This is a genomic window from Mesorhizobium temperatum (assembly GCF_002284575.1).
Classification (GTDB): domain Bacteria; phylum Pseudomonadota; class Alphaproteobacteria; order Rhizobiales; family Rhizobiaceae; genus Mesorhizobium; species Mesorhizobium temperatum.
Genome location: NZ_NPKJ01000057.1, coordinates 93,420 through 117,866 on the forward strand (window position 1 = coordinate 93,420; position 24,447 = coordinate 117,866).

At 60.4% G+C, this 24,447-nt stretch carries 20 protein-coding genes and 7 pseudogenes; 21 read left to right on the forward strand and 6 right to left on the reverse strand.

Annotated elements, in window-relative coordinates:
* Positions 1–3 precede the first annotated feature (3 nt).
* The 20 genes and pseudogenes from CIT26_RS20480 to CIT26_RS20580 all read left to right on the forward strand — a co-directional run bounded on the left by CIT26_RS20480 (position 4) and on the right by CIT26_RS20580 (position 19,519).
* A complete protein-coding gene (locus CIT26_RS20480) occupies positions 4–1,689 on the forward strand; it encodes an enoyl-CoA hydratase-related protein (protein ID WP_095494266.1) in 1,686 nt (561 codons plus the stop codon).
* Between the two features lie 11 nt (positions 1,690–1,700).
* Positions 1,701–2,750: pseudogene (locus tag CIT26_RS20485) on the forward strand (plasmid partitioning protein); the annotation flags it as partial.
* A 654-nt stretch (positions 2,751–3,404) separates the two neighbouring features.
* On the forward strand, positions 3,405–4,298 hold the full coding sequence (nifH, locus tag CIT26_RS20490; RefSeq protein ID WP_095494267.1) for a nitrogenase iron protein: 894 nt from the start codon (positions 3,405–3,407) through the stop codon (positions 4,296–4,298).
* A 98-nt stretch (positions 4,299–4,396) separates the two neighbouring features.
* Positions 4,397–5,899, forward strand: a complete 1,503-nt coding sequence (nifD, locus tag CIT26_RS20495) for a nitrogenase molybdenum-iron protein alpha chain (protein ID WP_095494268.1) — start codon at positions 4,397–4,399, stop codon at positions 5,897–5,899.
* Between the two features lie 133 nt (positions 5,900–6,032).
* On the forward strand, positions 6,033–7,574 hold the full coding sequence (nifK, locus tag CIT26_RS20500; protein WP_095494303.1) for a nitrogenase molybdenum-iron protein subunit beta: 1,542 nt from the start codon (positions 6,033–6,035) through the stop codon (positions 7,572–7,574).
* Between the two features lie 62 nt (positions 7,575–7,636).
* Complete coding sequence (gene nifE / locus CIT26_RS20505; protein ID WP_095494269.1) at positions 7,637–9,127, forward strand: nitrogenase iron-molybdenum cofactor biosynthesis protein NifE; 1,491 nt, start codon at positions 7,637–7,639, stop codon at positions 9,125–9,127.
* 9 nt (positions 9,128–9,136) lie between these two features.
* Positions 9,137–10,519, forward strand: coding sequence for a nitrogenase iron-molybdenum cofactor biosynthesis protein NifN (gene nifN / locus CIT26_RS20510; protein ID WP_095494270.1), 1,383 nt, complete (start codon positions 9,137–9,139; stop codon positions 10,517–10,519).
* On the forward strand, positions 10,485–10,982 hold the full coding sequence (gene nifX / locus CIT26_RS20515) for a nitrogen fixation protein NifX (protein WP_095494271.1): 498 nt from the start codon (positions 10,485–10,487) through the stop codon (positions 10,980–10,982). The genes nifN and nifX overlap by 35 nt, the downstream gene beginning before the upstream one ends.
* A 17-nt stretch (positions 10,983–10,999) precedes the next feature.
* Positions 11,000–11,479 (forward strand): NifX-associated nitrogen fixation protein, encoded by a 480-nt coding sequence (locus CIT26_RS20520; protein ID WP_095494272.1) that lies wholly within the window; start codon positions 11,000–11,002, stop codon positions 11,477–11,479.
* Positions 11,480–11,506: 27 nt separating this feature from the next.
* Positions 11,507–12,292 (forward strand): response regulator transcription factor, encoded by a 786-nt coding sequence (locus tag CIT26_RS20525; RefSeq protein ID WP_095494273.1) that lies wholly within the window; start codon positions 11,507–11,509, stop codon positions 12,290–12,292.
* Positions 12,293–12,397: 105 nt separating this feature from the next.
* Positions 12,398–13,285: a universal stress protein gene (locus CIT26_RS20530; protein WP_095494274.1), complete on the forward strand. Its 888-nt coding sequence runs from the start codon at positions 12,398–12,400 to the stop codon at positions 13,283–13,285.
* A gap of 669 nt (positions 13,286–13,954) precedes the next feature.
* Positions 13,955–14,095 (forward strand): FixH family protein, encoded by a 141-nt coding sequence (locus CIT26_RS38535; RefSeq protein WP_342587025.1) that lies wholly within the window; start codon positions 13,955–13,957, stop codon positions 14,093–14,095.
* 536 nt (positions 14,096–14,631) lie between these two features.
* Complete coding sequence (locus CIT26_RS20540) at positions 14,632–15,819, forward strand: TlpA disulfide reductase family protein (RefSeq protein WP_095494276.1); 1,188 nt, start codon at positions 14,632–14,634, stop codon at positions 15,817–15,819.
* Positions 15,820–16,142: 323 nt separating this feature from the next.
* Entirely contained in the window at positions 16,143–16,643 is a 501-nt protein-coding gene (locus CIT26_RS20545) for a NifX-associated nitrogen fixation protein (protein ID WP_245319492.1), read from the forward strand.
* The gene (locus tag CIT26_RS20550) at positions 16,627–16,830 is read left to right on the forward strand and encodes a CCE_0567 family metalloprotein (RefSeq protein WP_095494304.1); all 204 of its coding nucleotides are present in this window, start codon (positions 16,627–16,629) and stop codon (positions 16,828–16,830) included. Before CIT26_RS20545 ends, CIT26_RS20550 begins: the two co-directional genes overlap by 17 nt.
* Positions 16,827–17,144 (forward strand): ferredoxin III, nif-specific, encoded by a 318-nt coding sequence (fdxB, locus tag CIT26_RS20555; protein WP_095494277.1) that lies wholly within the window; start codon positions 16,827–16,829, stop codon positions 17,142–17,144. Before CIT26_RS20550 ends, fdxB begins: the two co-directional genes overlap by 4 nt.
* 28 nt (positions 17,145–17,172) lie before the next feature.
* A pseudogene (locus tag CIT26_RS20560) lies at positions 17,173–17,352 on the forward strand (exopolysaccharide production repressor protein); the annotation flags it as partial.
* Positions 17,353–17,618: 266 nt separating this feature from the next.
* Positions 17,619–17,801, forward strand: a pseudogene (locus CIT26_RS20570) (pyridoxal-phosphate dependent enzyme); the annotation flags it as partial.
* Between the two features lies 1 nt (position 17,802).
* Positions 17,803–17,988, forward strand: a pseudogene (locus tag CIT26_RS37780) (M20/M25/M40 family metallo-hydrolase); the annotation flags it as partial.
* A 145-nt stretch (positions 17,989–18,133) separates the two neighbouring features.
* Positions 18,134–19,519 carry a CapA family protein gene (locus tag CIT26_RS20580; RefSeq protein WP_167391484.1) on the forward strand — a complete coding sequence of 462 codons (1,386 nt, stop codon included), beginning with the start codon at positions 18,134–18,136 and terminating at the stop codon, positions 19,517–19,519.
* A gap of 556 nt (positions 19,520–20,075) precedes the next feature.
* Here CIT26_RS20580 and CIT26_RS37785 read toward each other — a convergent pair.
* From CIT26_RS37785 to gmd, 6 genes and pseudogenes are all read right to left on the reverse strand, one after another.
* Positions 20,076–20,270: pseudogene (locus CIT26_RS37785) on the reverse strand (EamA/RhaT family transporter); the annotation flags it as partial.
* Positions 20,271–20,472: 202 nt separating this feature from the next.
* Positions 20,473–21,208 (reverse strand): annotated as a pseudogene (locus tag CIT26_RS20590) (acetoacetate decarboxylase); the annotation flags it as partial.
* A gap of 22 nt (positions 21,209–21,230) precedes the next feature.
* Positions 21,231–21,368 (reverse strand): hypothetical protein, encoded by a 138-nt coding sequence (locus tag CIT26_RS38540; RefSeq protein ID WP_206072787.1) that lies wholly within the window; start codon positions 21,366–21,368, stop codon positions 21,231–21,233.
* Between the two features lie 452 nt (positions 21,369–21,820).
* Entirely contained in the window at positions 21,821–22,033 is a 213-nt protein-coding gene (locus CIT26_RS20600) for an NAD-dependent epimerase/dehydratase family protein (RefSeq protein WP_245319493.1), read from the reverse strand.
* Positions 22,034–22,188: 155 nt separating this feature from the next.
* Positions 22,189–22,347: a hypothetical protein gene (locus CIT26_RS36695; protein WP_167391485.1), complete on the reverse strand. Its 159-nt coding sequence runs from the start codon at positions 22,345–22,347 to the stop codon at positions 22,189–22,191.
* Positions 22,348–22,359: 12 nt separating this feature from the next.
* Positions 22,360–23,421 carry a GDP-mannose 4,6-dehydratase gene (gene gmd / locus CIT26_RS20605; RefSeq protein WP_095494281.1) on the reverse strand — a complete coding sequence of 354 codons (1,062 nt, stop codon included), beginning with the start codon at positions 23,419–23,421 and terminating at the stop codon, positions 22,360–22,362.
* Positions 23,422–24,115: 694 nt separating this feature from the next.
* Between gmd and CIT26_RS20615 the strand changes: the two are divergent.
* Positions 24,116–24,391 (forward strand): annotated as a pseudogene (locus tag CIT26_RS20615) (IS110 family transposase); the annotation flags it as partial.
* Positions 24,392–24,447 lie beyond the last annotated feature (56 nt).

Genomic DNA, 24,447 nt, shown 5'->3' on the forward strand with positions numbered 1-24,447 from the left:
CCGATGCGCATCCTGCTTCTCTGCCACAATTTCAACTCGCTCTCCCAGCGCTTGCATGTTGAACTGAGACGGGCTGGTCACGAAGTGACGGTCGAGCTCGACGTCCATGACGACTTCACTCGCGAGGCGGTCGCTCTCTTTTCGCCCGACCTCGTGATCGCGCCCTTCCTCAAGCGGCCGATCCCGGCCGATGTCTGGCGCGGAACGCTCTGCCTGATCGTCCATCCGGGCATCCGTGGCGATCGCGGCCCGAGCGCCCTCGACTGGGCGATCCTCGACGGCGAAGCGACCTGGGGCGTCACACTGATCGAGGCTCGGGAGGAGATGGATGCGGGGCCTGTCTGGGCTTGGGCGGAATTTCCGATGCGCCCCACTCGGAAGTCGAGCCTCTACCGACATGAAGTGACCCAGGCTGCCGTAGCCTGCGTCTTCGAAGCGATCGGCCGCATCGAGCGCAGGGAAGGGGCGGCGCTGCCGGCGAACTGGGGCAGGGGGTGGGAGCGACCCGCCTGCCGGAGGTCCGACCGTATTCTCGACCCGACCCGACACTCGGCCGAGGAAGCGCTACGCATCATCCGGGCGTCGGACGGAGATCCCGGCGCTCCGCTGACGATCGCCGGACAGACTTTCCTGGTGTTTGACGCCGAGCGTGCGGAAGGAGTTCCGGGGCCTGCCGGCGCGCTCATCGGCCGTTCGCAGCACGCTCTCGCCATGGCCTTCCGTGAGGGGGCGCTGTGGATCGGCCATCTCCGGCGACCGGATTTCCGCTCGCTGAAACTGCCGGCGCTCCGGCTGCTCGGTGCCGAAGCAAGCGATCTGCCCATCATCGAAGGACCCAAACCTTGCCGTTACCGGGAGGAGAACGGCGTCGGACTTCTCGAATTCCGCTTCCACAACGGCGCGATGTCGTCGGAAGATTGCGATACCTTGCGCGAGGCGATCACGAGGGCCAAGGCACGCTCGCTTCCGGTTCTTGTGCTGCGGGGCGACGCGGATTGCTGGTCGAACGGCATCCATCTCGGCATCATCGAGGGCGCCGACAGCGCCGCCGACGAATCCTGGCGCAATATAAACGCGATGAACGACTTGGTGTGCGAGATCATCGAGACCGATGACCGTCTGGTTATTGCCGCGGTGCTCGGCAATGCCGGGGCTGGCGGCGTCTTCCTGTCGCTTGCCGCCGACGAAGTCTGGATGCGCGAGGGCGTCATCCTCAATCCGCACTACAAGGACATGGGCAATCTCTACGGCTCGGAATACTGGACCTATCTGCTGCCGGCTCGGGTCGGCGAGGACCGAGCCCGCCGCGTGACCCAGGCAAGGCTGCCCATGGGGGTCGACGAGGCGCTTGAACTGGGGCTCGCCACCCGGCGCCTGCCGGGAAATGTAGAATCCGCCGATTGGCAACTGCTCCGCGCTGCCGCCGAACTCGCGGCCTCTCCCGATCTTGCCCGGCGGATTGCTGCCAAACGGGCGCGCCGCGCTGGCGACGAGGCCGAGAAACCGCTTGCCGCCTATCGGGAAGAGGAACTGCGGCGGATGCGGCGCAATTTCTACGGCTTCGACCCGAGCTATCACGTGGCGCGCTACAATTTTATCCGCAAGACGCCCAAGTCCCGTACGCCCGTCACGCTCGCTGTCCACCGCGCGAACGCCGACCATTCGGACCGTAGGAGCACCATGCGATGACGAACCCGCTGCTGCGCCTTCTCGCCAACGTGCTTCCGGCGGTGCTCGATCACATGGCCAAGGGTGACATGCCCGACGAGCGCCAACTGCGCACCATCGCAGCAGCTTCGCTCGAGGAGCAGAAGGAGGTCTGGAAGAAGCACAAGCCGTCGAAGGGCGATCCGCAAGTCTCGTGGTGGAGTGTAGCCCAGAGCCTGCAGAAGACCCGCATGTATGCGCGCCACGACAGATTCGGCGATCTCGCGCAGGCCAAACGGATCGAGTGGGTCGAGGACCTGTTCGCGCCGGCCGACGAGGACAGCCGCTACACCACCAATGTCGAGGCCTATCTCGGCGCACAGCAGGAGTGGATGGCGGACAACCTGCCGAAGAAGGGCATCATCGCCGAGACCACCAACTGGGGCGAGATAAAGCTGCCGCCAAAGGCCGAACGGGTCTACGGCAAGCCGTCGAAATCCGATTACACGGCGATCTATCTCGATCGCGAGGGGCGCGTGCAGACAGTCGCCTATCGGATGCCGAGGCCAAGAAGCTAAAGCCAAGGGCGCCGCAGCCGGGGACGCAGCCGAACCAATCGTCGTGGCGAAGCCCCGTCCAGATGTGACGCGCGCCGGTCAGGCGATGATCGGCGATTTTCGCACTGACACCCTGCACGATGCACTCGCGCGTGCCCCGATCGAGGACGACATCTTGCTGGCGCTGCTGGTGCTAGCCTTCGCCGGACGCCACGTCACCATCGCTTCGGGATCCTCGGATGACGTCTATGGCTTTGCCCGGATGGAACGTCATGCCGTGCGGCTGATCGGCGAGGACGGCAAGCTCGGCTTCGATCGCGAGACGCTGCAGCAGGCGGCGCGCTCGGTTCTGATCGACGTGCTGTCGTGCCGCGAGAACCCTTCCGACTCCGGCATCGTCGCCCGGATCGCCGGCGACAGTATCGGCGCCGATGGGTTCGTCCCGAACATGGGCACGGAGGAGGACCTCGCGTGCCTGACGCGTCCGGCGCGGGAGTCCTCTTGCAAGGATACGCCGGTCTTGCCCGCCAGAAGGTGAAGGACACGGCGCGGCAATGCGCATGCCAACTTTATGTCTGGAACGCGACAACATCTGGGATTCTTCGGCGCATTTGGTGCAGGTTGCGGGGTTCGCCGACGGTGCGAATAAGTTCATGGAGTCGGAATCGCAATCGACGCCGTGATTTGCCCGTGCTCTGTGCCACCGCTCGCTGATTTCGCCCGAGCTTGCGATTGGCCAAATTCTCCCACGGGCCACAGGGTTGTGCTTGTGGCCCCGCCGAAGGCGATGGACTTGTGTGTCCATGTTGCGGCCGCCGAACCGCGCAGGATCAATAGCAGCCTAGAACGATACACAGGTACGCATGGACCGAGGTCTCTGCAGCAGGTCTCTCGACGAAAGTCGCCTTAGACTCGCTGTCCCAACTTGCTCCGGTTACCGAGGTCAAGCTGTAGCTTCTCGAGCAGCGCCATCCGACACTTTCTGTTGCCTTTGTCGCGTCCGCTACACGGGCTTGTTCCGACAATCACTTGTTTGCTCTCAGGCTAAATAGCTGAAAAACAATAACAAAATTTTTCTTCGACCCGATCAGCCAAGTTGGCATGAGTCTTGAAACCCTTTGGTGTGAGGCGGCGAGAGCTGCCGACCGGCATTCATGTCGCGGGCAGCCGCGATCGATGGAACGAAGGAAGGAAAGCTACATGTCAGGTCTGCGTCAGATCGCCTTTTACGGCAAGGGCGGCATCGGCAAGTCCACCACCTCCCAAAATACGCTCGCCGCCCTTGTCGACCTCGGGCAGAGGATCCTCATCGTCGGCTGCGATCCCAAAGCCGACTCCACCCGCCTGATCCTGAACTCGAAAGCGCAGGATACGGTCCTGCACCTCGCGGCACAGGAAGGTTCGGTCGAAGACCTCGAACTCCAGGACGTGCTCAAGGTCGGCTATAAAGGCATCAAGTGCGTGGAATCCGGCGGCCCCGAGCCGGGTGTCGGCTGCGCCGGCCGCGGCGTCATCACCTCGATCAACTTCCTCGAAGAGAACGGCGCCTATGACGATGTCGACTATGTCTCCTACGACGTGCTCGGGGACGTGGTGTGCGGCGGCTTCGCGATGCCGATCCGCGAGGGCAAGGCCCAGGAAATCTACATTGTCATGTCCGGCGAGATGATGGCGCTCTATGCCGCCAACAACATCGCCAAGGGCATCCTGAAGTATGCCCATTCGGGCGGCGTGCGGCTCGGCGGCCTGATCTGCAACGAGCGCCAAACCGACCGCGAGCTCGACCTCGCCGAAGCGCTAGCTTCCAGGCTCAATTCCAAGCTCATCCACTTCGTGCCGCGCGACAACATCGTCCAGCACGCCGAACTCAGGAAGATGTCAGTGATCCAGTATGCGCCGGACTCCAAGCAAGCCGGGGAATACCGGGCGCTGGCCGAGAAGATCCATGCCAATTCGGGCCAGGGCACCATCCCGACCCCGATCACCATGGAGGAGCTGGAGGACATGCTGCTCGACTTCGGCATCATGAAGACCGACGAGCAGATGCTTGCCGAGCTTCAGGCCAAGGAAGCGGCGAAGGCGGCCGCACAGTAACGAGCGCTGCCGACATGAGGCGTGGCCTTGACTTGGCGCGCCTTTCAAAGAACGGCGCCTCGTCGGTGAGGCGTCACCCGAACCTTGAAAGGGGTCCCATGAGCCTGGAATACGAGAATGACGGTGCTCTCCATGCGAAGCTTATCGAGGAGGTGCTGTCGCAATATCCCGACAAGGCGGCGAAGCGCCGCAAAAAGCACCTCAGCGTCGCAAAGAGCGAGGACGAGGCTGGCGAAGAAGGCGAGGTCCTTTCCGAATGCGACGTCAAATCGAACATCAAGTCCATTCCCGGCGTGATGACGATTCGCGGCTGCGCCTATGCCGGCTCAAAGGGCGTGGTGTGGGGCCCGGTCAAGGATATGGTCCATATCTCGCACGGCCCGGTCGGCTGCGGACAATATTCCTGGTCGCAGCGCCGCAACTACTACGTCGGCACGACGGGCATCGACACGTTCGGGACAATGCAGTTCACCTCCGATTTCCAGGAGAAGGACATTGTTTTCGGCGGCGACAAGAAGCTGGAACAGATCATCGACGAGATTGAGGAACTGTTTCCGCTGAACAATGGCATCACCGTGCAATCCGAATGCCCGATCGGCCTGATTGGCGACGACACCGAAGCAGTTTCCCGTAACAAGGCCAAGGAGCACGAAAAGACGATCGTGCCAGTGCGCTGCGAGGGTTTCCGCGGCGTCTCGCAATCACTCGGCCATCACATCGCCAACGACTCGATCCGCGACTGGGTCTTCGAGAAGAAGGACGTGGAGTTCGAGGCCGGCCCGTACGACGTCAACGTGATCGGTGACTACAATATCGGCGGCGACGCCTGGGCCTCGCGCATCCTGCTCGAGGAGATAGGGCTGCGCGTGGTCGGCAACTGGTCGGGCGACGCGACACTCGCCGAGATAGAGCGCGCGCCGAAGGCCAAGCTCAACCTCATCCATTGCTACAGGTCGATGAACTACATCTGCCGGCACATGGAGGAAAAGTATGGCGTCGCCTGGATGGAGTACAATTTCTTCGGCCCCTCCCAGATCGAAGCCTCTCTGCGCAAGATAGCCAAGCATTTTGGGCCCGAAATCGAGGAGAAGACCGAGAAGGTCATCGCCAAGTACAGACCGCTTGTTGATGCGGTCATTGCCAAGTACCGGCCGCGCCTCGAAGGCAATACCGTCATGCTTTACGTTGGCGGCCTGCGCCCCCGCCACGTCATCACCGCCTACGAGGACCTCGGCATGGTGATCGTCGGCACCGGCTATGAGTTCGCCCACAACGATGATTATCAGCGCACGGGCCATTACGTGAAGAATGGCACGCTGATCTATGATGACGTGACCGGTTACGAGTTGGAGAAGTTCATCGAGGGGGTTCGCCCTAACCTCGTCGGCTCGGGCATCAAGGAAAAATACCCGGTGCAGAAGATGGGCATACCGTTCCGTCAGATGCATTCCTGGGATTATTCAGGACCGTACCACGGCTATGACGGCTTCGCCATTTTCGCCCGCGACGTGGACCTTGCCATCAACAATCCGGTCTGGGGTCTATATCAGGCCCCCTGGAAAACAAGCCCGAGCCGTGGGCGAGCGATGGCTGCCGAATAGACACCGCCATAGCCCGTCTCCCCAGGGAGACGACGAACGAAGGCCCGCGGCCGCGTGATCCGCGGGAGACTTGAAAACGTCTCGACGTCCCTGAGCTGCCGTATGGCGCGGCCAGATGAAAGAGGTAACCACCATGCCGCAGTCGGCTGACAAAGTTCTCGACCACGCCCCCCTGTTCCGTGAGCCGGAATACAGGCAGATGCTTGCCGAAAAGAAGCTGAATTTCGAATGTCCGCACCCGGATGAGATCGTTACCGATCAACGCGAATTCACCAAGACGTGGGAATACCGCGAAAAGAACCTCGCCCGCGAAGCGCTTGTCGTGAACCCCGCCAAGGCCTGCCAGCCGCTCGGTGCGGTGTTCGCGGCCGCAGGCTTCGAGCGAACCATGTCCTTCGTCCACGGCAGCCAGGGCTGCGTGGCCTATTACCGCTCGCACCTGTCGCGCCATTTCAAGGAGCCTGCTTCGGCGGTTTCCTCCTCGATGACCGAGGATGCGGCAGTATTTGGCGGCCTGAAGAACATGGTCGATGGGCTCGCCAACACGTACCAACTCTACGACCCGAAGATGATCGCTGTCTCGACCACTTGTATGGCGGAGGTCATTGGCGACGACCTGCACAGCTTCATCGAGAACGCCAAGGACGAAAACTCGGTCCCGCGCGACTTCGACGTGCCCTTTGCCCACACGCCGGCCTTCGTCGGCAGCCACGTCGACGGATATGACGGCATGGTCAAAGGTATTTTGGAGCATTTCTGGAAAGGCCAGGAGCGCACGCAAGCCGGGGGAACCATCAACATCATTCCGGGTTTCGACGGCTTCTGCGTCGGCAACAACCGGGAGCTCAAACGCCTCCTTGACCTGATGGGCGTATCCTACACTTTCATCCAGGACGCCTCAGACCAGTTCGACACCCCGTCGGACGGCGAATACCGCATGTACGATGGCGGCACGAAGATCGAAGACGTGAAGAAGGCACTCAACGCCGAGGCGACACTTTCGCTGCAGTACTACAACACCCGCAAAACGCTGGAATATTGCGAGCAAGTCGGGCAGGCGACGGCCTCGTTCCATTACCCGCTCGGCGTCCAGGCGACCGACGAATTCCTGATGGAGCTCTCGGCGATCTCCGGCAAGGAAATCCCCGAGACAATCCGCCTGGAGCGCGGCCGACTGATTGACGCCATGGCGGACAGCCAGTCCTGGCTGCATGGCAAGAAATACGCGATCTACGGCGATCCGGACTTCGTCTACGCCATGGCCCGCTTCGTCATGGAGACCGGCGGCGAGCCGACCCATTGCCTCGCCACCAACGGCACCGCCGCGTGGGAAGCCGAGTTGAAGGAACTGCTTGCATCCTCGCCCTTCGGCAAGGACGCTCAAGTCTGGGCGGGCAAGGACCTGTGGGCGATGCGTTCGCTGCTCTTCACCGAGCCGGTGGACCTGCTGATCGGCAATTCCTATGGCAAGTATCTGGAGCGCGACACCGGCACGCCACTGATCCGGCTGATGTTTCCGATCTTCGACCGGCACCATCACCATCGCTTTGCGCTCATGGGCTACCAAGGCGGGCTGCGCGTGCTGACGACGATCCTCGACAAGATCTTCGACAAGCTCGATCGCGAGACAAGCGAGACGGGCGTGACGGACTATTCTTATGACCTCACCCGCTAACAGCGGCGGCCGGCTTTTCGCCGACGCCATCCGTCCCCCAATGGTCTTTGGAGACCGACGTAATGTCCTCGCCCAGCGCCAAAATCCAGGATGTCTTCAACGAGCCCGCCTGCGATAAGAACCGCGGCAAGGATGCCAAGGCGCGCAAAGAGGGCTGTTCGAAGCCGCTGACGCCGGGGGCGGCAGCCGGCGGCTGCGCCTTCGACGGCGCCAAGATCGTGCTGCAGCCGATCACCGACGTTGCACACCTGGTCCATGCGCCGCTCGCCTGCGAGGGCAATTCCTGGGACAACCGCGGCGCCGCATCCTCCAGAGCAACGCTGTGGCGCACGAGCTTCACGACCGACCTCACCGAACTCGACGTGGTGATGGGGCAGGGGGAGCGGAAGCTCTTCAAGGCGATCCGCGAGATCAAGGAAACATATGCCCCGCCGGCGGTCTTCGTCTATTCGACCTGCGTGACAGCCCTGATCGGCGACGACATCGAGGCCGTCTGCAAACGCGCGGAGGAAAAATTCGGCTTGGCCGTGGTGCCGATCAACGCGCCGGGCTTGGTCGGCTCCAAGAACCTCGGCAACAAGCTCGCCGGCGAGGCGTTGCTCGACCATGTCATCGGTACCGTCGACCCCGACGATGCCGGGCCGTACGACATCAACATCCTTGGCGAATTCAACCTCTCCGGCGAATTCTGGCTGGTGAAGCCGCTCCTTGATCGGCTCGGGATCCGGGTGCGCGCCTGCATTCCGGGCGACGCGCGTTACCTCGACGTTGCTTCCGCGCACCGCGCCCGGGCGGCTATGATGGTGTGCTCGACCGCGCTTATCAATCTAGCCCGCAAGATGGAGGAGCGCTGGGACATCCCGTTCTTCGAAGGCTCCTTCTACGGCATCACCGACACCTCGGAAGCACTCCGGAATATCGCTGAGCTGCTCGTGAGGAAGGGCGCCGATCCGGAGATCCTCGACCGCACAGAGACGCTGATCGTAGAGGAAGAGGCGATTGCATGGAACAAGCTCCAGGTTTACCGGCGGCGGCTTCAAGGCAAGCGCGTGCTGCTCAATACAGGCGGTGTGAAGTCCTGGTCGGTCGTCCATGCTCTGATGGAGATCGGCATGGAGATCGTCGGCACCTCGGTCAAGAAATCCACAGTCGAAGACAAGGAGCGCATCAAGCAGATCCTGAAGGACGACAACCACATGTTCGAGCAGATGGCAGCGCGCGACCTTTACGCCATGCTCTCAGAACACAAGGCCGATATCATGCTGTCGGGCGGGCGCACGCAATTCATCGCGCTGAAGGCCAAGACACCCTGGCTCGACATCAACCAGGAACGCCAACATCCTTATGCCGGCTATGACGGCATGGTGGAACTCGTACGCCAGATCGACCTCGCCCTTCACAACCCGATCTGGCGCCAGGTGCGCGAGCCGGCACCGTGGGATTGCCAGCCTGCCGTGAAGGACGAACCGCCGAGCACAACGAGCGAGACGGCGACCGTGCACACTTTGAAGAAATTCGCCGGCAAGACGGCCGACGACTTCGGCGAGTGTTGAGGAAAGCCGATGGCGCGCATCCTTCCCCAGACCAAATCGGCGGCGGTCAATCCGCTGAAAACCTCGCAACCGCTGGGCGCTGCCTTCGCCTTTCTTGGGGTCGACGGTGCGATGCCGCTGTTCCACGGCAGCCAGGGCTGCACCAGCTTCGCGCTCGTGCTCTTCGTGCGGCATTTCAAGGAAGCGATCCCCCTGCAGACAACGGCGATGGACGAGCTTTCGACGATCCTCGGCGGGGCCGACAATCTGGAAGAGGCGATCCTCAACCTCAAGACCCGCACGAAGCCAAAGCTGATTGGGGTCTGCACGACGGCGCTCGTGGAAACCCGTGGCGAAGATTCCGCAGGAGACATCGCCGACATCAAGCTGAAGCGCGTAGAAGAAATCGCGGGTACGGAGATCGTGCTGGCCAACACGCCGGATTTCGACGGCGCGATCGAAGAGGGCTGGGCCAAGGCTGTCACCGCGATGATCGAAGGCATTACACGGCCCGGCGAGCAGGTGCGGCAGTCGAAGAAGATCGCAATCCTGCCCGGCTGGAACCTCACTGTGGCTGACATCGAGCATTTGCGTGAGATGGTTGAAAGCTTTGGGCTCAAGCCGGTGATTTTGCCGGACGTCTCCGGCTCGCTCGACGGTACGGTGCCCGACCGCTGGGTCACGACCACCTATGGCGGCACCAGCGTCGAGGACATCCGCGAGCTTGGCACGGCCGAGCACTGCATCGCCATCGGCGAGCATATGCGCCGCCCGGCCGAGGTGCTGCAGAAGGTGACCGGCGTGCCTTACGTCCTGTTCCAGTCGCTGACCGGATTGAAGGACGCTGACAGTTTCGTCTCGCTGCTGTCCGCGATTTCGGGTGCGTCGGTGCCGGCCGGGGTGCGCCGTCGCCGGGCGCAATTGCAGGATGCGTTGCTCGACGGACATTTTCATTTCGGAGGCAAGAAAATTGCGATTGCTGCTGAACCAGACCAACTTTACCAACTCGCGACCTTCTTCACCGGCATGGGCTCCGAAATCGCGGCGGCAGTCGCCACGACCGATATGTCGAAAATTCTGGAAAAAGTACCGGCGGAGTCGGTTCAGATCGGTGATCTCGGCGATCTGGAGACTCTTGCGGCGAGCGCCGATCTTCTCGTCACTCATTCCCACGGCCGCCAAGCGGCGCAGCGCCTTGGCATTCCGCTCATGCGCGTCGGCTTCCCGATCTTCGACCGGCTTGGCAGCCAGCACAAGCTCACAATCCTCTATCAGGGCACCCGCGACCTGGTCTTCGAGGTTGCCAACATTTTCCAGGCTTACCGGCAGGCGCCGACACCTGAAGAACTTGATCCCCTCCGCAAGCGAGAAACGCCAGATGGGCCCCGTTCGTCGCCTCTCACTCGTCACTGACGAGGTTCACGCACCGATGCCAGAACGACGAGCAGGCGCATTGCGCGTGGCGATCGCTACCCAAGACATGAAGGACCTCAATGCCCATTTCGGGTCGGCCAGACGCTTTGCTGTCTACGACGTGACGCGCGAGGAATGGAATCTCGTGGAAGCCGTGGCCTTCGACGACGTTTCCGACGAGCGCGGGAAGCATCGCACTGAGGGCGATGACCGCATCACGCCGAAGGTGGAGGCGCTGAAGGGCTGCCATCTGCTGTTTTGTCTGGCGATCGGCGGACCTTCGGCAGCCAAGGTTGTTTCGGCGAAAATCCATCCGATCAAGGTGCCGCAGCCCCAAAGCATCCAAGAGGTGCTGTTGCGCACGCAGATGATGCTCAGGACGTGTCCTCCCCCCTGGCTGCGCAAGGTGCTGGCGGAGGCAGGCGTCGCCGAGAAGAAACCGTCCTTCGAGGACGAGGACTGAAATGAGGAGAAGGCCAAATGTCTGACGCCGCGGCTAGCCCTGCTGTCGCCGAGGACGAGGCGGCCCTTGCCACCCCGTTCGTCAAATGCCTCGTGCGGCTGATCCGTGCTCAGGATTCCTACGGATCATGGGAAGGCAAACCGGATGCCGAGCTTCTGGCTGACTTCATCATCACCAGGCAACAGCGCCGTGCAATCCCGATCATCGGCGATCCCGATCCGGACGTGCTGTGGAGGCTCGACATGTTTTACACCGCCGTCGGGCTTGCGATCGAGGAGCGCTCCGGCCTCATGGCATCGCCGATGATGGAGATGAGCCATGAGGGCTTCGGGCGGGTGCTGTTCACGTCCGGGCGGTTGGTGGTTCTGTCGAAGACCCTGCGCGATGTCCACCGCTTCGGCTTCGAGACGTACCGGAAACTCGCCGAGGCCGGTACCAAACTGGTCGACGATGCGCTCGCGGCTATCGAAGCCTACCCCGACTTGGCACGGGCGTGATGAAACCGATTTTCCGGCAAGGGGATCATGTCAGGACTTGAGGAGCTGCGATGGCCAGCCCACTCAACCGAGGCGGTCGAGGCCGATCTGGTTCTTGGGGTAGCGCTGATGAAGCCACTGATCCTGATCTGTTCGCAAGATGCCGAGTTCTATCTGTTCCTTAGTCACATTCTGGAGGTGGACGGCTTCACGAGTGAGCCGGCAGGCGGCGCCAAGGAAGCACTTGCAATGGCCGACGAACGGGACTTCCGGGCCGTTGTGCTGGACTGCGGGCCAACGAGCATAACCGGGTCCGCAATCTGCGCCCGGCTCAAGCGGGAGCCCCGGACCGGCGGACTGCCCATTATTGCCCTGATCGCGCCCGGCGCCGAGAACCAGCACCTCGATCTCTTGAAGGCAGGCATCGACGAGAGCTTTGTGCGGCCGATCGCGCCGGCCAAGCTGCTTGACTGTCTACGGACGAAGCTGGCGCTGCCGAAGCCGGGTTCAAACGAGATCGCAGACGGCGGCTGGCTCCGCTGCGGCAGCCTTGAGATGAAGCCCGATGCCCACCGAGTTCGCGGTAATGGCCACGACATTCATCTCGGACCGATCGAGTTCAACATACTGCGGCATTTTCTTGAGGCGCCCGGCAAGGTCTTCAGCCGAGACGAGCTGATCGCCGCTGCCTGGCCGGACAATATCCATATCGGTGCACGCACCGTCGACGTCCATATCAGCCGGATCAGAAAGGCGCTGAAGACGGCCTCGCCCGGCAGCGTCATTCGGACCGTCAGGTCCGCCGGCTATTCGCTCGAGAAGCCGGACGGCTGAATAGCGAACCGGTGGCCCTGAGCACGACGGAGATGAGGAGTGGCACAACTCTTGCGGCTTCGAAACGCGCCTCCAGGCACGACATACTCAGAGAGAAGCAGTCAGATGGGTTTTAAAAGCGTACTCTGTGTCACGGGTTCTGACCACTCCGATCAGGACGTCAGGACAGCTGCCGGCTTGTGTGCCGAGGTCGGCGCGTATCTTTCCGTATTGATTATGTCGCCTCCGCCGCTCGTTATGTCGTCTCCGTCGCTCGGCGATGGCATCCCCGAGTGGCCTGGACAACGCGCACAGGCCATTGCCAGGCTGGACAAACGTTTTAGGCAGATCGAGAGATTTTCGCAGGACATGGCCCGTCTGGAAAAAACATCCAGGGAAATCCAGAAACTGCTGAGAGCCACGTCGCTTTGCTATGACGTCGATACCGATTACTGCGATCAGGCCAACGTTGGTGACGCGGTGCGACAGCGGGCGCACTGCACCGACCTGACGATCGTCGGCACCGCACTTCTCAACGACAATAATCTCGGACCTCTTGTTATCAACGGCAGCTTGTTCGACACGGGAAAGCCGGTGCTTGTCGTACCAAAGGGCGCTGAGGCGACACTGTCGCCGCGGCGCGTGCTGGTCGGCTGGGATTCGCGAGTCGAGGCGTCCCGTGCGGTTCGGGAAGCGCTGGATCTGCTATCCGGTGCTGACGAAGTTCGTGTCGCACTAGTCGATCCGGAGGCGACCTGCAACGGATACGGCGCCGAGCCGGGAGCCGACATCGCTGCCTATCTCACTCGGCACGGTGCTCGGGTGTCGGTTGACCGGCTGCCGAGCGCTGGCAAACCGGTGGCCACGGTGCTCGCGCAGCACGCAATCGACACGTCCGCAGACATGATCGTCATGGGCGCTTATGGCAGCCGCCGGCTGCGTGAGCGGCTCTTCGGCGGTGTCACGAGATGGATAGTTGGGAAGCCGCCATTGCCGCTGTTTTTGGCTCGCTGACTGGTTCCAGGGAAGCACCGAGCTGTCCGAAGCTCTACTCCCCTGGGTCACCGATCCTGATGCCAATTGGGGAAATGTCGCGGCGAACGCGGGAAATTTCGCGAAGCTCTTCGGAGCCAATGTGCACGCGCCGTCGCCGAGACCATCCCGGACCTGTCTAGCGCGCTCTCGGGGGCTGCTCGCCCGAGATGATCCGCAACGCGAAGACCGGCCGCGCAGAGCTAGAGGCGCTCCTCAATAAAACCAAAACCATGGCTTCGCAGGACGGCGTCAGGTCGAGAAGGACAGTCGTTCAGCGCGGCAGGCCGAGTTCGGATCCGTCGCGGCATCGTATGCGCGCTATCACGATCTCTCCCGACTACTGGCCGGCAGCTGAACAACGCAATGACCGTGCCGCGGCCGACGCCCTCAACTTCGAGTCGGGACGGTCGTGCTCTTGCCGGCGTCCGGGAATCGATGGCATCAATCACGTTGTCATCGCCTGGGATGGTAGCCGGGTAGCGGCGAGAACGGCCGCATCTTCAGCGTTTTTCAGTCGGTCCGGCCCGACCCGCGTGGCGACCGGGCGGTTTTCGGGCTGGTCAATTCCGACAACGCTCACATTCGCATCAGGCGGTCCCTGTAGCGCCTGTGCACAGGGGACACAGAAGATAACGACACACAGCAGGAATGCCGGAGTTCGCCGGCCGGTACATGCCGGCACTCATCCTGGCCTTTTTCGCCACGATCATCGTCAATCTGAGGATGGCGGTATTCGCGAGCCGCAGCTGGACCGGCTTCGTCATGAAGAACTCCTGTGTCGCCAGCTAGGAATTCAATCGCAAGGGAAGAGGGCAGGGCACAGGCGGCGCTCGGACGGAGCGGCCCCTTGCAATCGCAAATGGCGAGATCCGCTACCGCCTGAGGGACCAGAACGGCAAGAAGCTCAAGCCAGGTGGCGTGAAGCGGACGATGATGACGAGCCTGGCGGCAGCCAACGCAGTCATGATGTCCATCTGCTCGTTCCTCGACCCGAATACCTGCCGGGTCGTCCCTGGCCATGCTTTTTGGCGGCGCGAAGGCGTGATGCGTGTCCAAAACCTGACAGCGGCAGAAAACATGTCGGGTTCAATACAACCGTCCATCTTGGGCAGATGGAGGTTTTTCAAAGCGCAATCATGCGCTTATTGCGCGATGAGGGCGCTGGCACGGCCTTTGCGTGAGATACGGCAACACTGAGTGAAGGCTGACCGCACGCTGACGCGCGAGACGAGCGATGCTCTCCTTTCCTTGAACCCTCGTGCCCCGTCTCTAAGGGGAAACAAGCTCGCGCATAAAGCCGTTTGGCAATAGCTTTGGAGAGCAACATGGTATTGCAGATGGAGTCCCCGGCTCCTTCGATTAAAGTGGAGGACTGGCTGCGTGGCGAGCCCCTCACGAACTTCCAGCCCGGCAAAGTGTACATCGTCGAATTTTGGGCAACCTGGTGCGGACCATGTGTGGCGGCGATGCCCCATCTGGTGCAGCTGCAGGAGACATACAAGGACAGCGGACTTGAGGTCGTCGGCGTCGCGGCTGATGAAAACGCTCCAACGGCCGATGATGCCCGAAGCAAGTTGGATGCGTGGTTGACCGAAAAGTGCTCGAATCTGAACTATCGGATCGCGTTCGACCACACAGGCGAAATGAACAAGCTTTGGAGGGAACCCAGCTTTTCTATCGGGATTCCGGCCTCGTTCGTGGTCGACCGAGACGGCCACATCGCCTTTGTCGGTCATCCGATGCAACTCGATGAGGTTTTGCCGAAAGTGCTTAACGGCAGCTGGCGCACTAGCGATGAAGCGAAAGCCGCCGATATGGAGCGGATTGCCAGTCACCAACGCAAAGCGCGCGAACTAACGCTGACCAACCCGATATACGCCAAACTTCGGCCGGCGATGCAGGCCGAGGATTGGACGGCGGCGCTCTCGGCTGTCGAAGAGGGCGTCGCCTTGATGCCTGACATTTTGGACTTCCGGGAGGTTCATGCGAATCTACTGCTTCACAAAATACGCGACATGCAGACCGGCTTGCCGGTTATGGGCCAATTAGTTCGGGACGCGATCCGCAAAAAGTTCGAGGCCGAGCATTGGTTGGTTATGGCCCTGAACCAACTCTTCGATCCCGGAATGGACAACTCCCATCTCCCGCGTTCTGAGCGCTTTGCGATGGGCAAGGAGCTCTCCGAACACATCCTGGCACTGAATCCCCCGCAAGGCGACGGCCCTAAGTTCTGGTCTTATCCGGCAGTTGCTCGGTACTATCATGAGAGTGGCAACAAAGATCGCGCAATCGAGTTGGTCGAGCTGGCACTGAAGTCGCTGGACGGTCCGACCATCTCGGACGGACTGAAACAGCGCCGTCTACCGGATTTGCTGCAGGCCCTGGCCAACTACAAGGGTGAGAAGGTCTGTTACGACGCTCTGTGTGCGGCTCCGCAAAACAATTTCCCGACGGGGCCAAAGCGTAGACGGCCGAGAAGGAAACTTAAGAAGGTGATTGTCGGAATTGTTTAATGGCCATTTCGTCCATTTCCCCATGCGTGGCCGCAGCAAGCAGGGTCCATGCCGCACCTGGTGGATCGTTTGCAGCGGCTTCGAGGCTCGAATTTTGCGATGACCTCCGGCCGCATCGCGGCAGACGTGATGTTCGACGCGAATTCTGGCCGCGGTGGAAGACCTCGCAGTCGAGGACGCGCTCAAGGTCGGCCACAGGGACATCAATTGCGTGGAATCGGCCGCCCCGAGCCGGACGTCGGCTGCGCAAGTGTGCCCGAAGTAGGCGCACCCGAAAACAGAAATCGTCCTTCGAGGAAGAGGACCGATGAGGAGAAGGCGAAATGTCTGAAGCCGCGGTTGGCCCTGCTGTCAACGAGGACGAGGCGGCCCTTGCCACCCCGTTCGTCAAATGCCTCGTGCGGCTGATCCGTGCTCAGGATTCCTACGGGTCGTGGGAGGTCAAATCGGACGCCGAGCTGCTGGCCGATTTCATCATCACGAAGGAACAGCGCCGTGCGATCCCGGTCATCGGCGATCCCGATCCGGACGTGCTGTGGAGGCTTGACATGTTTTACACCGCCGTCGGGCTCGCGATCGAGGAGCGCACCGGCCTGATGACCTCGCCAGTGAAACCCATGAGGCCTTCGGGCGCATGCTTTTCGCGGTCGGGCGGTTGGTCGTTCTGTCGAGACGTCCACCGGTTCGGCTTCGAGACGTTCCGGAAACTCGCGGAGGCCGGTACGAAACTGGTCGACGATGCGGCTGCGGCCTTGCGGCCTATCCCGACGTGGCGCGGGCGTGATGAAACCATTCGAGGAAGGATTCATGTCAAACCTAGATGAGATGGGGAAGAAAGTCCGAAAGCTTCAGCTGCGCGCGGCAGTTGCCAAGATGAAATTGCGCGACCTTGCAGAGGATCTCCCGGTCCAATGGACTGAGTTAGAGGAAGTTGCCGAGAAAGCGTACGCCGTTTTTGCCGAGTTGGATGGTGCCAAGAGAGAGCTCGCTGCAATGAAGAATTTACGATGAGGAGCACATTCACCACCCGCGACGGCTCCATATGGATGCCGGAATATCTGACCGCTATAGATGCCAGGACTTGTATCGGCTGCGGGCGCTGTTTCAAGGTCTGCTCGCGCGAGGTCATGCACCTTCACGGCGTCGATGATGCGGGTGAAATCCTCGGCGCCTGCGACGGCGAAGACGACGATTTCGACGGCGAGCTCAATCGCATGATCATGGTCGTCGATCATGCCGGCCGCTGCATTGGCTGCGGAGCCTGCGCCCGCGTCTGCCCCAAGAACTGCCAAACCCATGTTGCGGCCGACCATGTCGCAGCATGATCTGATGGGACAAACCAGGAGAACGGCATTGCCCTTTAGACTCTTTCATCGCGTCCTGTGGTTGGCCCTGTGCAGCAACGCGCTGACTGTCTACTTCGCTTCTCATTCCATTCGTCTAGTAGTGGTCACGACGCTGGCTTGTTCGCTGCTCCTTCAGTTGGCCTATTTCGCAAGCGTGCTCTTTCTGATCTGGCGGTCGAGCAGAGCGGGGCAATACTGTGCTTGATATGGTCGGTGGGCGACCGCATTCCGGTCGTTCTAATCCGGGAGATACAGTTTTCGATTCCATGGGCGTTGGTTGCCTATTGCAGCACGCCGGCATGCGGGTTGCTTGGTCTCGACGACAAGGCGCTTGATATAATGATTGGGTTCTTCTGCAGCGTCCGAGCACGCAGCTCGCTTCAACTCAAACACGCCCTTGGAATGACCGGTGCGTAGCTGGTTTCAACTCGATCACGTGTTGTCGGAGAGAACATGCTGGAAAAGTTCGAACGCTATCCGCTCACCTTTGGACCCACGCCTATCGAGAAGCTCGACCGCCTCGGCAAGCACTTAGGAGGAAAGGTGGAAATCTACGCCAAACGCGAGGACTGCAACTCCGGTCTCGCGTTTGGCGGAAACAAGCTCCGCAAGCTCGAGTACATCATCCCCGACGCGACCAGCCGGCTTCGGCAGCCTGCCGGGCTATGTGTTGACCAAAATTCTCGGAATCCCCGCCTTCGTCACGCCCTATGCAAACCACGACGAAGCAAACCACGCACCAAACGAAAATTTGGAACTCAGCTGTTTCTATAGCGGAATTCGTACTGGTGCTGCATTGCTCCATGAGCTTGATTCGACTTAGTGAGACCTGGATCAATACAGCCTGCCCGTCTCAAAGATAAGCATGCAGTCCAGCCTGTGATGATGAGTTTTCCGGACATTTCAGCGCTGAACTGTCTAGTGGCTCGTCTGCCTAATAACAACACTATCAGCATATGGAGAATGTTATGGAAAGTAATTCACACGTAGCCGACGATGATCCAGCCAGGCAGGGTGGCTTTGATAAGGTCGGTTCGATTGCGACGAACGTTGCAGAGGGCTTCACGATGGTTGCAGTCGGCGACCTCATTGTGTCGCGGTCACTGACCAAAGGCCATCATCCCGGCTTCAGCGACATCGTCGCGATCCTCCATGAGGCTGATGTCACGTTCGGCAACATGGAAACCAACATCTTCGATATCCGATCGTTCAAGGGAAGTCCGCAGGCCGAGTACGGCGGTGCATATCTTGCCAGCCCACCAGAGATCGGACCAGACCTGAAGGCGATGGGATTCAACATTGTCAGTCGCGCGAACAATCATACCCTTGACTGGGGCCTTGAAGGCATGCGCGAGACGAGCCGACTGCTCGATGAGAACGGTATCGTTCATGCAGGTGCAGGCGAGAATCTCGCACAAGCCGGCGCCGCCCGCTTTCTGGAGACCGCACGCGGTCGCGTGGCGTTGGTGTCATTTGCTGCAAGGTACACCCCTATGTCTCGTGCGTGCGATCCCGCTGGGGAAGCGCCAGGCAGACCAGGACTCAACGCCCTTCGTTTAGCTGTTAGCATCGTGGTCTCGCCGGAGATGCTCGAGAGCTTGAAGCAGCTACGCAACGCGGTGCCCGCTCCGGATCCAAGCCGCCAGGATCCAAAACGCGTCGAATTCACTCCGGATCCCTACCATGGAGGTGTGACATATGAAACGGGCGACAAGGTCGGTTACAGCTATGAGCCCAACCCGCGCGATGTCACCGACATTCTACGAAACATTCGCCGGGGTAAGCAGTTCTCCGATTTCTGCATCGCAGCTAGCCATTGTCACCAGCCCGGGAATTGGAGCCAGGAGCCAGCTAACTACGAACAGTCGTTTGCGTATCAGCTCATCGATTCTGGAGCAGACGCATATGTCGGGCACGGACCGCATCAGTTGCGCGGCATCGAGATCTACAAGGGCCGGCCGATCTTTTATAGCTTGGGGAATTTCTTTTTGGACGACCTGCGGTCGCCCGTGGGGGCTGACATGTTCGAGGTCTACGGTAAGGACCCACGAGTCGACACGGATGCCGAGGTGACAATCGCCTCAAACGGCGACTCGGTCGACACGCTCTTCTTCGAGAGCGTTGTCACCGTCAGCCGATTTGAGCAGAACCAGCTTGCTGAATTGCGGCTCTATCCGATCGAGCTCGGTTTCTCAAAGAGGTTTGCCAATCGGGGTGTCCCGCGGCTTGCTTCGGCGGCTCAGGGAAGAACTATTCTGGAGCGTCTTCAGAAGCTCTCGAAGCCATTTGGGACCGAAATTACCATCGACAACGGCGTTGGAGTGATCAGATTGCAGCCTATCTCGCCACAGTAATCTGGTTCGGCTCGGAGTAATTGCCGCACGTTCGCGATCAACGGGTTGAGAAAGCGGCAGGCACCGTATCCAAATGGTACATCGCGCTTCATCACCTCCGTTGCGCAACGGAGGTGCCCATCGCGGCGGCTTGGGCGTGCGGCCAAACGGTTCGGATCAAGCAATCGATCCTGAACCACTGACCGGCAAATAATTGGGGTATCTGTTTTGTGAAACCTGACGTTCGCGTGACTGCCATGGAACATGGCAGCATGCGGCGCGTTGCGCCAGCGCTGAGCGTGCAGGAGTTGAGGGTCAGCCGGAACTGCGGGGTTGGAGCGGTACCTCGATATCCACGTTTTCGACTGTCACAACACCGGTGTGCGACGCACATACAAAGGGGAGAGTCGACTTAATATTGTCAAGGGCACTACGACGGTCTTGAAGAGGTCCTGCTCCAGACCGCGCACCGCAATAAAGACGGCGAACAGTTGCGCATCGGTCTCTGTGCACCCGTGGGCCGGGAGTATCTGTTGATCGATAGATTTCGGATGAAATATTCGCAGCCGTCCGCTGCCGGCACCATGGTCGGTCCGGTGCTTTCGGCAATGTTCCTTCGCCGGCCGACCACCCGCTCGCGATAGAGCGCATAAAGACCGGAGCCGACGACGATGGTGGCGCTGGCGATCATCGGCATGTCGGGCATGTCGCCGAAGACGATCAAGCCGAGCAGGATGGACCAGAGGAGCGCCGTATAGCGGAGTGGCGCGACGCTTTGAGGGTGTTGAGCGCTTCATCTTTGCGGAGGCCGAACTACGGGCAAAATAGGCAATCTCCTTGCCGATGCCGCTCGCGGCTCCGGTGATCACCGCCACCTTGTCGAGAAGCCCGCCAGCGGCTCCGTCGTCGCGCTGGTTCGATGGGATATCATTCTGAAGTTCATGAATTCTTCCTTTCCGATAGCGAGGATCGAGTTCCGCGAGGTAGTTGTGGACGACCGTCCCGAGCGCCAGCGTGAGATCTGCGACGAGATGTACGGCCGAGACCACTTCAAGCACCGGCAGTTCGGCGACGGGGGCAAGCGCATGCGACCAGAGGTTCAGGGCTGCCGGGCCGGTCCAGGCGCCCTTCAAATCAATGCCCTCCAGGTGATATGCCACGAGCTCACAGTGCGCGGCGTGCCGTCGATATGCGGGATGATTTTGAGGAGGAAGTTCGGTTCGGCGAGCGAGGCCTTCACGCTCGCAAGATCGGCGGCTCGGTGCTTGTAGCCCATGGTACCCGTCGCGACGCGCACAGGGCCGTAGTCCAGCGTGCCAACAAGGGTATCCGTCTCCGTTCGGAGCGTTGGGCTGGCGAGCTTCTTGGGAAAGCCCCACAATTCGCGTCCGCCGGCTATCGGCGGATGGTCATCGAGAAACATGCAGTGGGTGTAGCTGCCCCTGCGGCCAAGGAAGGCGACATGGATGACCTGTCCGCCTTCCGTGTAGTCGCCGAAGCCCGTAGAGTCCGGGATGCGAATGAACTCGAATTTGACGAGAGGCTCGCACACCTCAAGCGGCTCCGGCACCAGGTCGCGGAGTTTCTGTGGATCGGTGCGATATGTGATGATCAGATACTCCCGGTCTCGGAAGCGATATGGGCCGGCCGGGTAGCCGGGCTGGTCAGCGGCATGGCGAAAGCTCTCGCCCGGACGGTGTCTTGGTGCATGTCTGAATTTCCTTTGTGCTGATCAAGCGGCGCTCAGATCCGTCTGCGTGATGGCGGCGAGGCTCTGCTTGGCGCCTTCGTTCGGCCTCGAATAAGGATGCGTGCCGTAGATCGCGCGCAGCCCTTTGCGCTGGGCGATTGCCTTTGAGGTCGCGCTCATTGGCGATGATGCCGGACAAGATCTGGGCGCGGACGCGGTCGATCGCCTCCTGGCCGAAGAGCGGCTTGTTCACCGCTCACGAAAAGTCTGCCGCGCAGCCACTCAGACCGAAGTTTCATCGATGGCTCCGGTTGTGGTCGCGGGACGAGAGGCAAGGTTCGAGGCAAAGTGATTTTGTTCCTCAGTTTGAGGGCGCTGCTTCCCGTCTGCCCTCGTTGTAGGAGAAGGTGGATCGGCGGGCAGCGCCGAGCCGGATGAGCAACCGTCTTCATGTTGCCAGGCCTTGGTCGAGCGTCATCTTTGGATGCGTCCTGGGAGACCCGCGGCGGCGGTATATTTCAGGAGGCGATCATGGGACGATTTCTCCTCATGACGGGGTTTGCGGACGAGCACGCATGTACCAGGCCAAATGAGAGTTTCGTTTCGAGGCAAAGCGATAGATATTGGCTCAGCTACGTTGCGTATCCGACATTGTCGGACATCGGACAGCGTCGAACGCGAACCGCTTGCGAGTTGGGAGGATAAGCGTCGCACAGCATCACTCCCGCGATCTTGGCGATCGCGTACCACTGATTCGTCGGCTCGAGCGGCCCGGTCATCAGCGTGCTTTCCCAGATCGGTTGTGCCGCAAATTTGGGGTAAATGCAGGACCAGCCGAGCAGCATGAACTTCTCGACGCCCGCCTCGAATGCGGCCGTGATCGTAGAGAGATCGACAGTGAGATTGTCCTAGGAGGAAGTCGACCGGATCTTCGTTGTTGGCCGGGATTCCCCTGGGGGCCGGCAGCCATGAAAACCAGGTCTGGACGTTGTGCCCGGGCCTAGGCGGTCGTCACTGCGCGATCGGTCAGGTTGAGATCACGACTGTCCACCGTGAGGATCTTCAGCTCGAGCAAGCCGGACAGCCGGCGCACCGGTGCGGACCCACCAATGCCGCGGTTGCCGGCGACCCAAATGCGGTTGCCCTCTTGCGAAATCATTATCTTTCCACGTCAAGCGAGCGCGATTCCGTAGGCGCGGCAGTCCGCCTCGACCATTTCCGAGACGAGCTCATCGAAAGTGGTCTTGGGCTTCCAATCGAGCTTGGTGGCCGCCTTGGCGGCATCACCGATCAGCAGGTCAACCTCGGTCGGACGGAAATAACGTTTGTCTATTCGGATCAGCGCCTGGTTGCTCCTGCGTTCGCGGCCCACTTCATCAACGCCTTCGCCTTCCCAGACGATCTCCTTCCCGACCCGCCTGAAGGCAGCCTCGACAAAGCTGCGGACCGAATGCGTCTCGCCGGTCGCGAGCACAAAATCGTCAGGCTCATGGTGCTGCAGGATGCGCCACATGCCCTCGACATAGTCGCGGGCCGAGCCCCAGTCGCGCTTTGCCTCCAGGTTGCCGAGATAGAGGCAGTCCTGCTTGCCGGCCATAATCGCAGCTACTGCACGGGTCACCTTGCGCGTGATGAAAGTTTCGCCGCGCGTCGGCCCCTCGTGATTGAACAGTATCCCGTTACTTGCATAGAGCCCGTATGCCTCGCGGTAGTTCACGGTGATCCAGTAGGCGTAGAGCTTAGCCACTGCATAGGGCGAGCGTGGATAAAACGGGGTAGTCTCCTTCTGCGGGGCATCCTGGACTAAACCGTAGAGTTCGGATGTGGAGGCCTGGTAAAACCGCGTTTTTTCCTCAAGGCGAAGAATGCGGATCGCTTCCAGCAGCCGCAGCGTGCCGAGCGCATCGGCATTGGCGGTATATTCGGGGGTCTCGAATGAGACTTGCACATGGCTTTGCGCAGCCAGATTGTAGATTTCGTCGGGCTGCGTTTCCTGCAGGAGACGGATCAGGTTTGTCGCATCCGTCATGTCCCCGTAATGCAGGACCATGTCGGGATGGTCATCATGAGGATCTTGATAGAGGTGGTCGATGCGCTGGGTATTCCCGATCAGCGAGGCTCGCCGCTTCAGGCCATGCACCATGTAGCCCTTCGAAAGCAGCAGTTCGGCAAGCAACGCGCCGTCCTGGCCGGTGATACCTGTAATGAATGCTGTACGCCGAGGTGAACTCATTTCTGATATTTCCGTGAATGAAGCGTGTGGGCAGGAATAGTCAACGGCGCGTAGGAAGACTAACTGCGCGCTACAATCGCGGTGCAATCAACGCTGTATGACCGTTTAGCTAGGGTCTGAGCTTGGGTGATGTTAAGAGTGTGCGGATTACATCGAGTGCGGTGTGCCCTCGGCATCAGACCCAGAAGGACTTCGCCTCCATCTTCCGCACGACGGGAGAAACCTCCTTGTAGGCGTCGCCTTCCGAAGCGGCGTCTTTTCATGTCCGTTACTCGTCGTAAAATCGATTGTTTCGATGCAATGCATCCACAAGACGGATGTATTCTTATCGATTAGATGGAGAGTTCAGAGCCTTTGAACGCAGATCAGCTCAGCGAGATCCGTGCCGCGAGGAGATGGCAAGAGCCGTTTTCCGCGCCACAGTCCGCAAATACTGGGTGCTAGAGCGTTTCGCATTTAGGTTGACTTGTAGCCTGCGCTTTCGATGTAGTTGTTGCATTCGTTTGGGTTGACGTCGTCAAGGGTGTTGGCGATGGCGTCGTGCACGGCCTCGACGCTTCGTTTAGCGGCCCGTCGCATGCAGTGCTTGAGCTTGGCGAACAGTTTCTCGATTGATGGTGTGGATGGCTCCTGCTCTCGGCGTCGCATTGCGCCATAGTCGGGCTGTCATTGTCCCGTTTGGAGGGAGCCATCCATGTCAGAGCTTGCCACAGTCGGTATCGACCTCGCAAAGAGCGTCTTCCAGATTCATGGTGTAGACGAGAACGGTTGGGTTCTCGTGCGCCGCCAGCTTCGCCGCAGCCAGTTGCTCGCGTTTTTCCAGAAGCTTCCGCGATGCCTGATCGGCATGGAGGCTTGCGCAGGCTCTCACGACTGGGGACGCAGACTTCAGCAGATGGGACATGACGTCCGTCTGATGCCGCCGTCCTATGTGAAGCCATACGTAAAGCGTGGGAAGACGGATGCCGCTGTCAATGCCGCTCGAATTTTCCCCAAAAGTGCCGAAGTAAAATTCCCCAGTTTCGC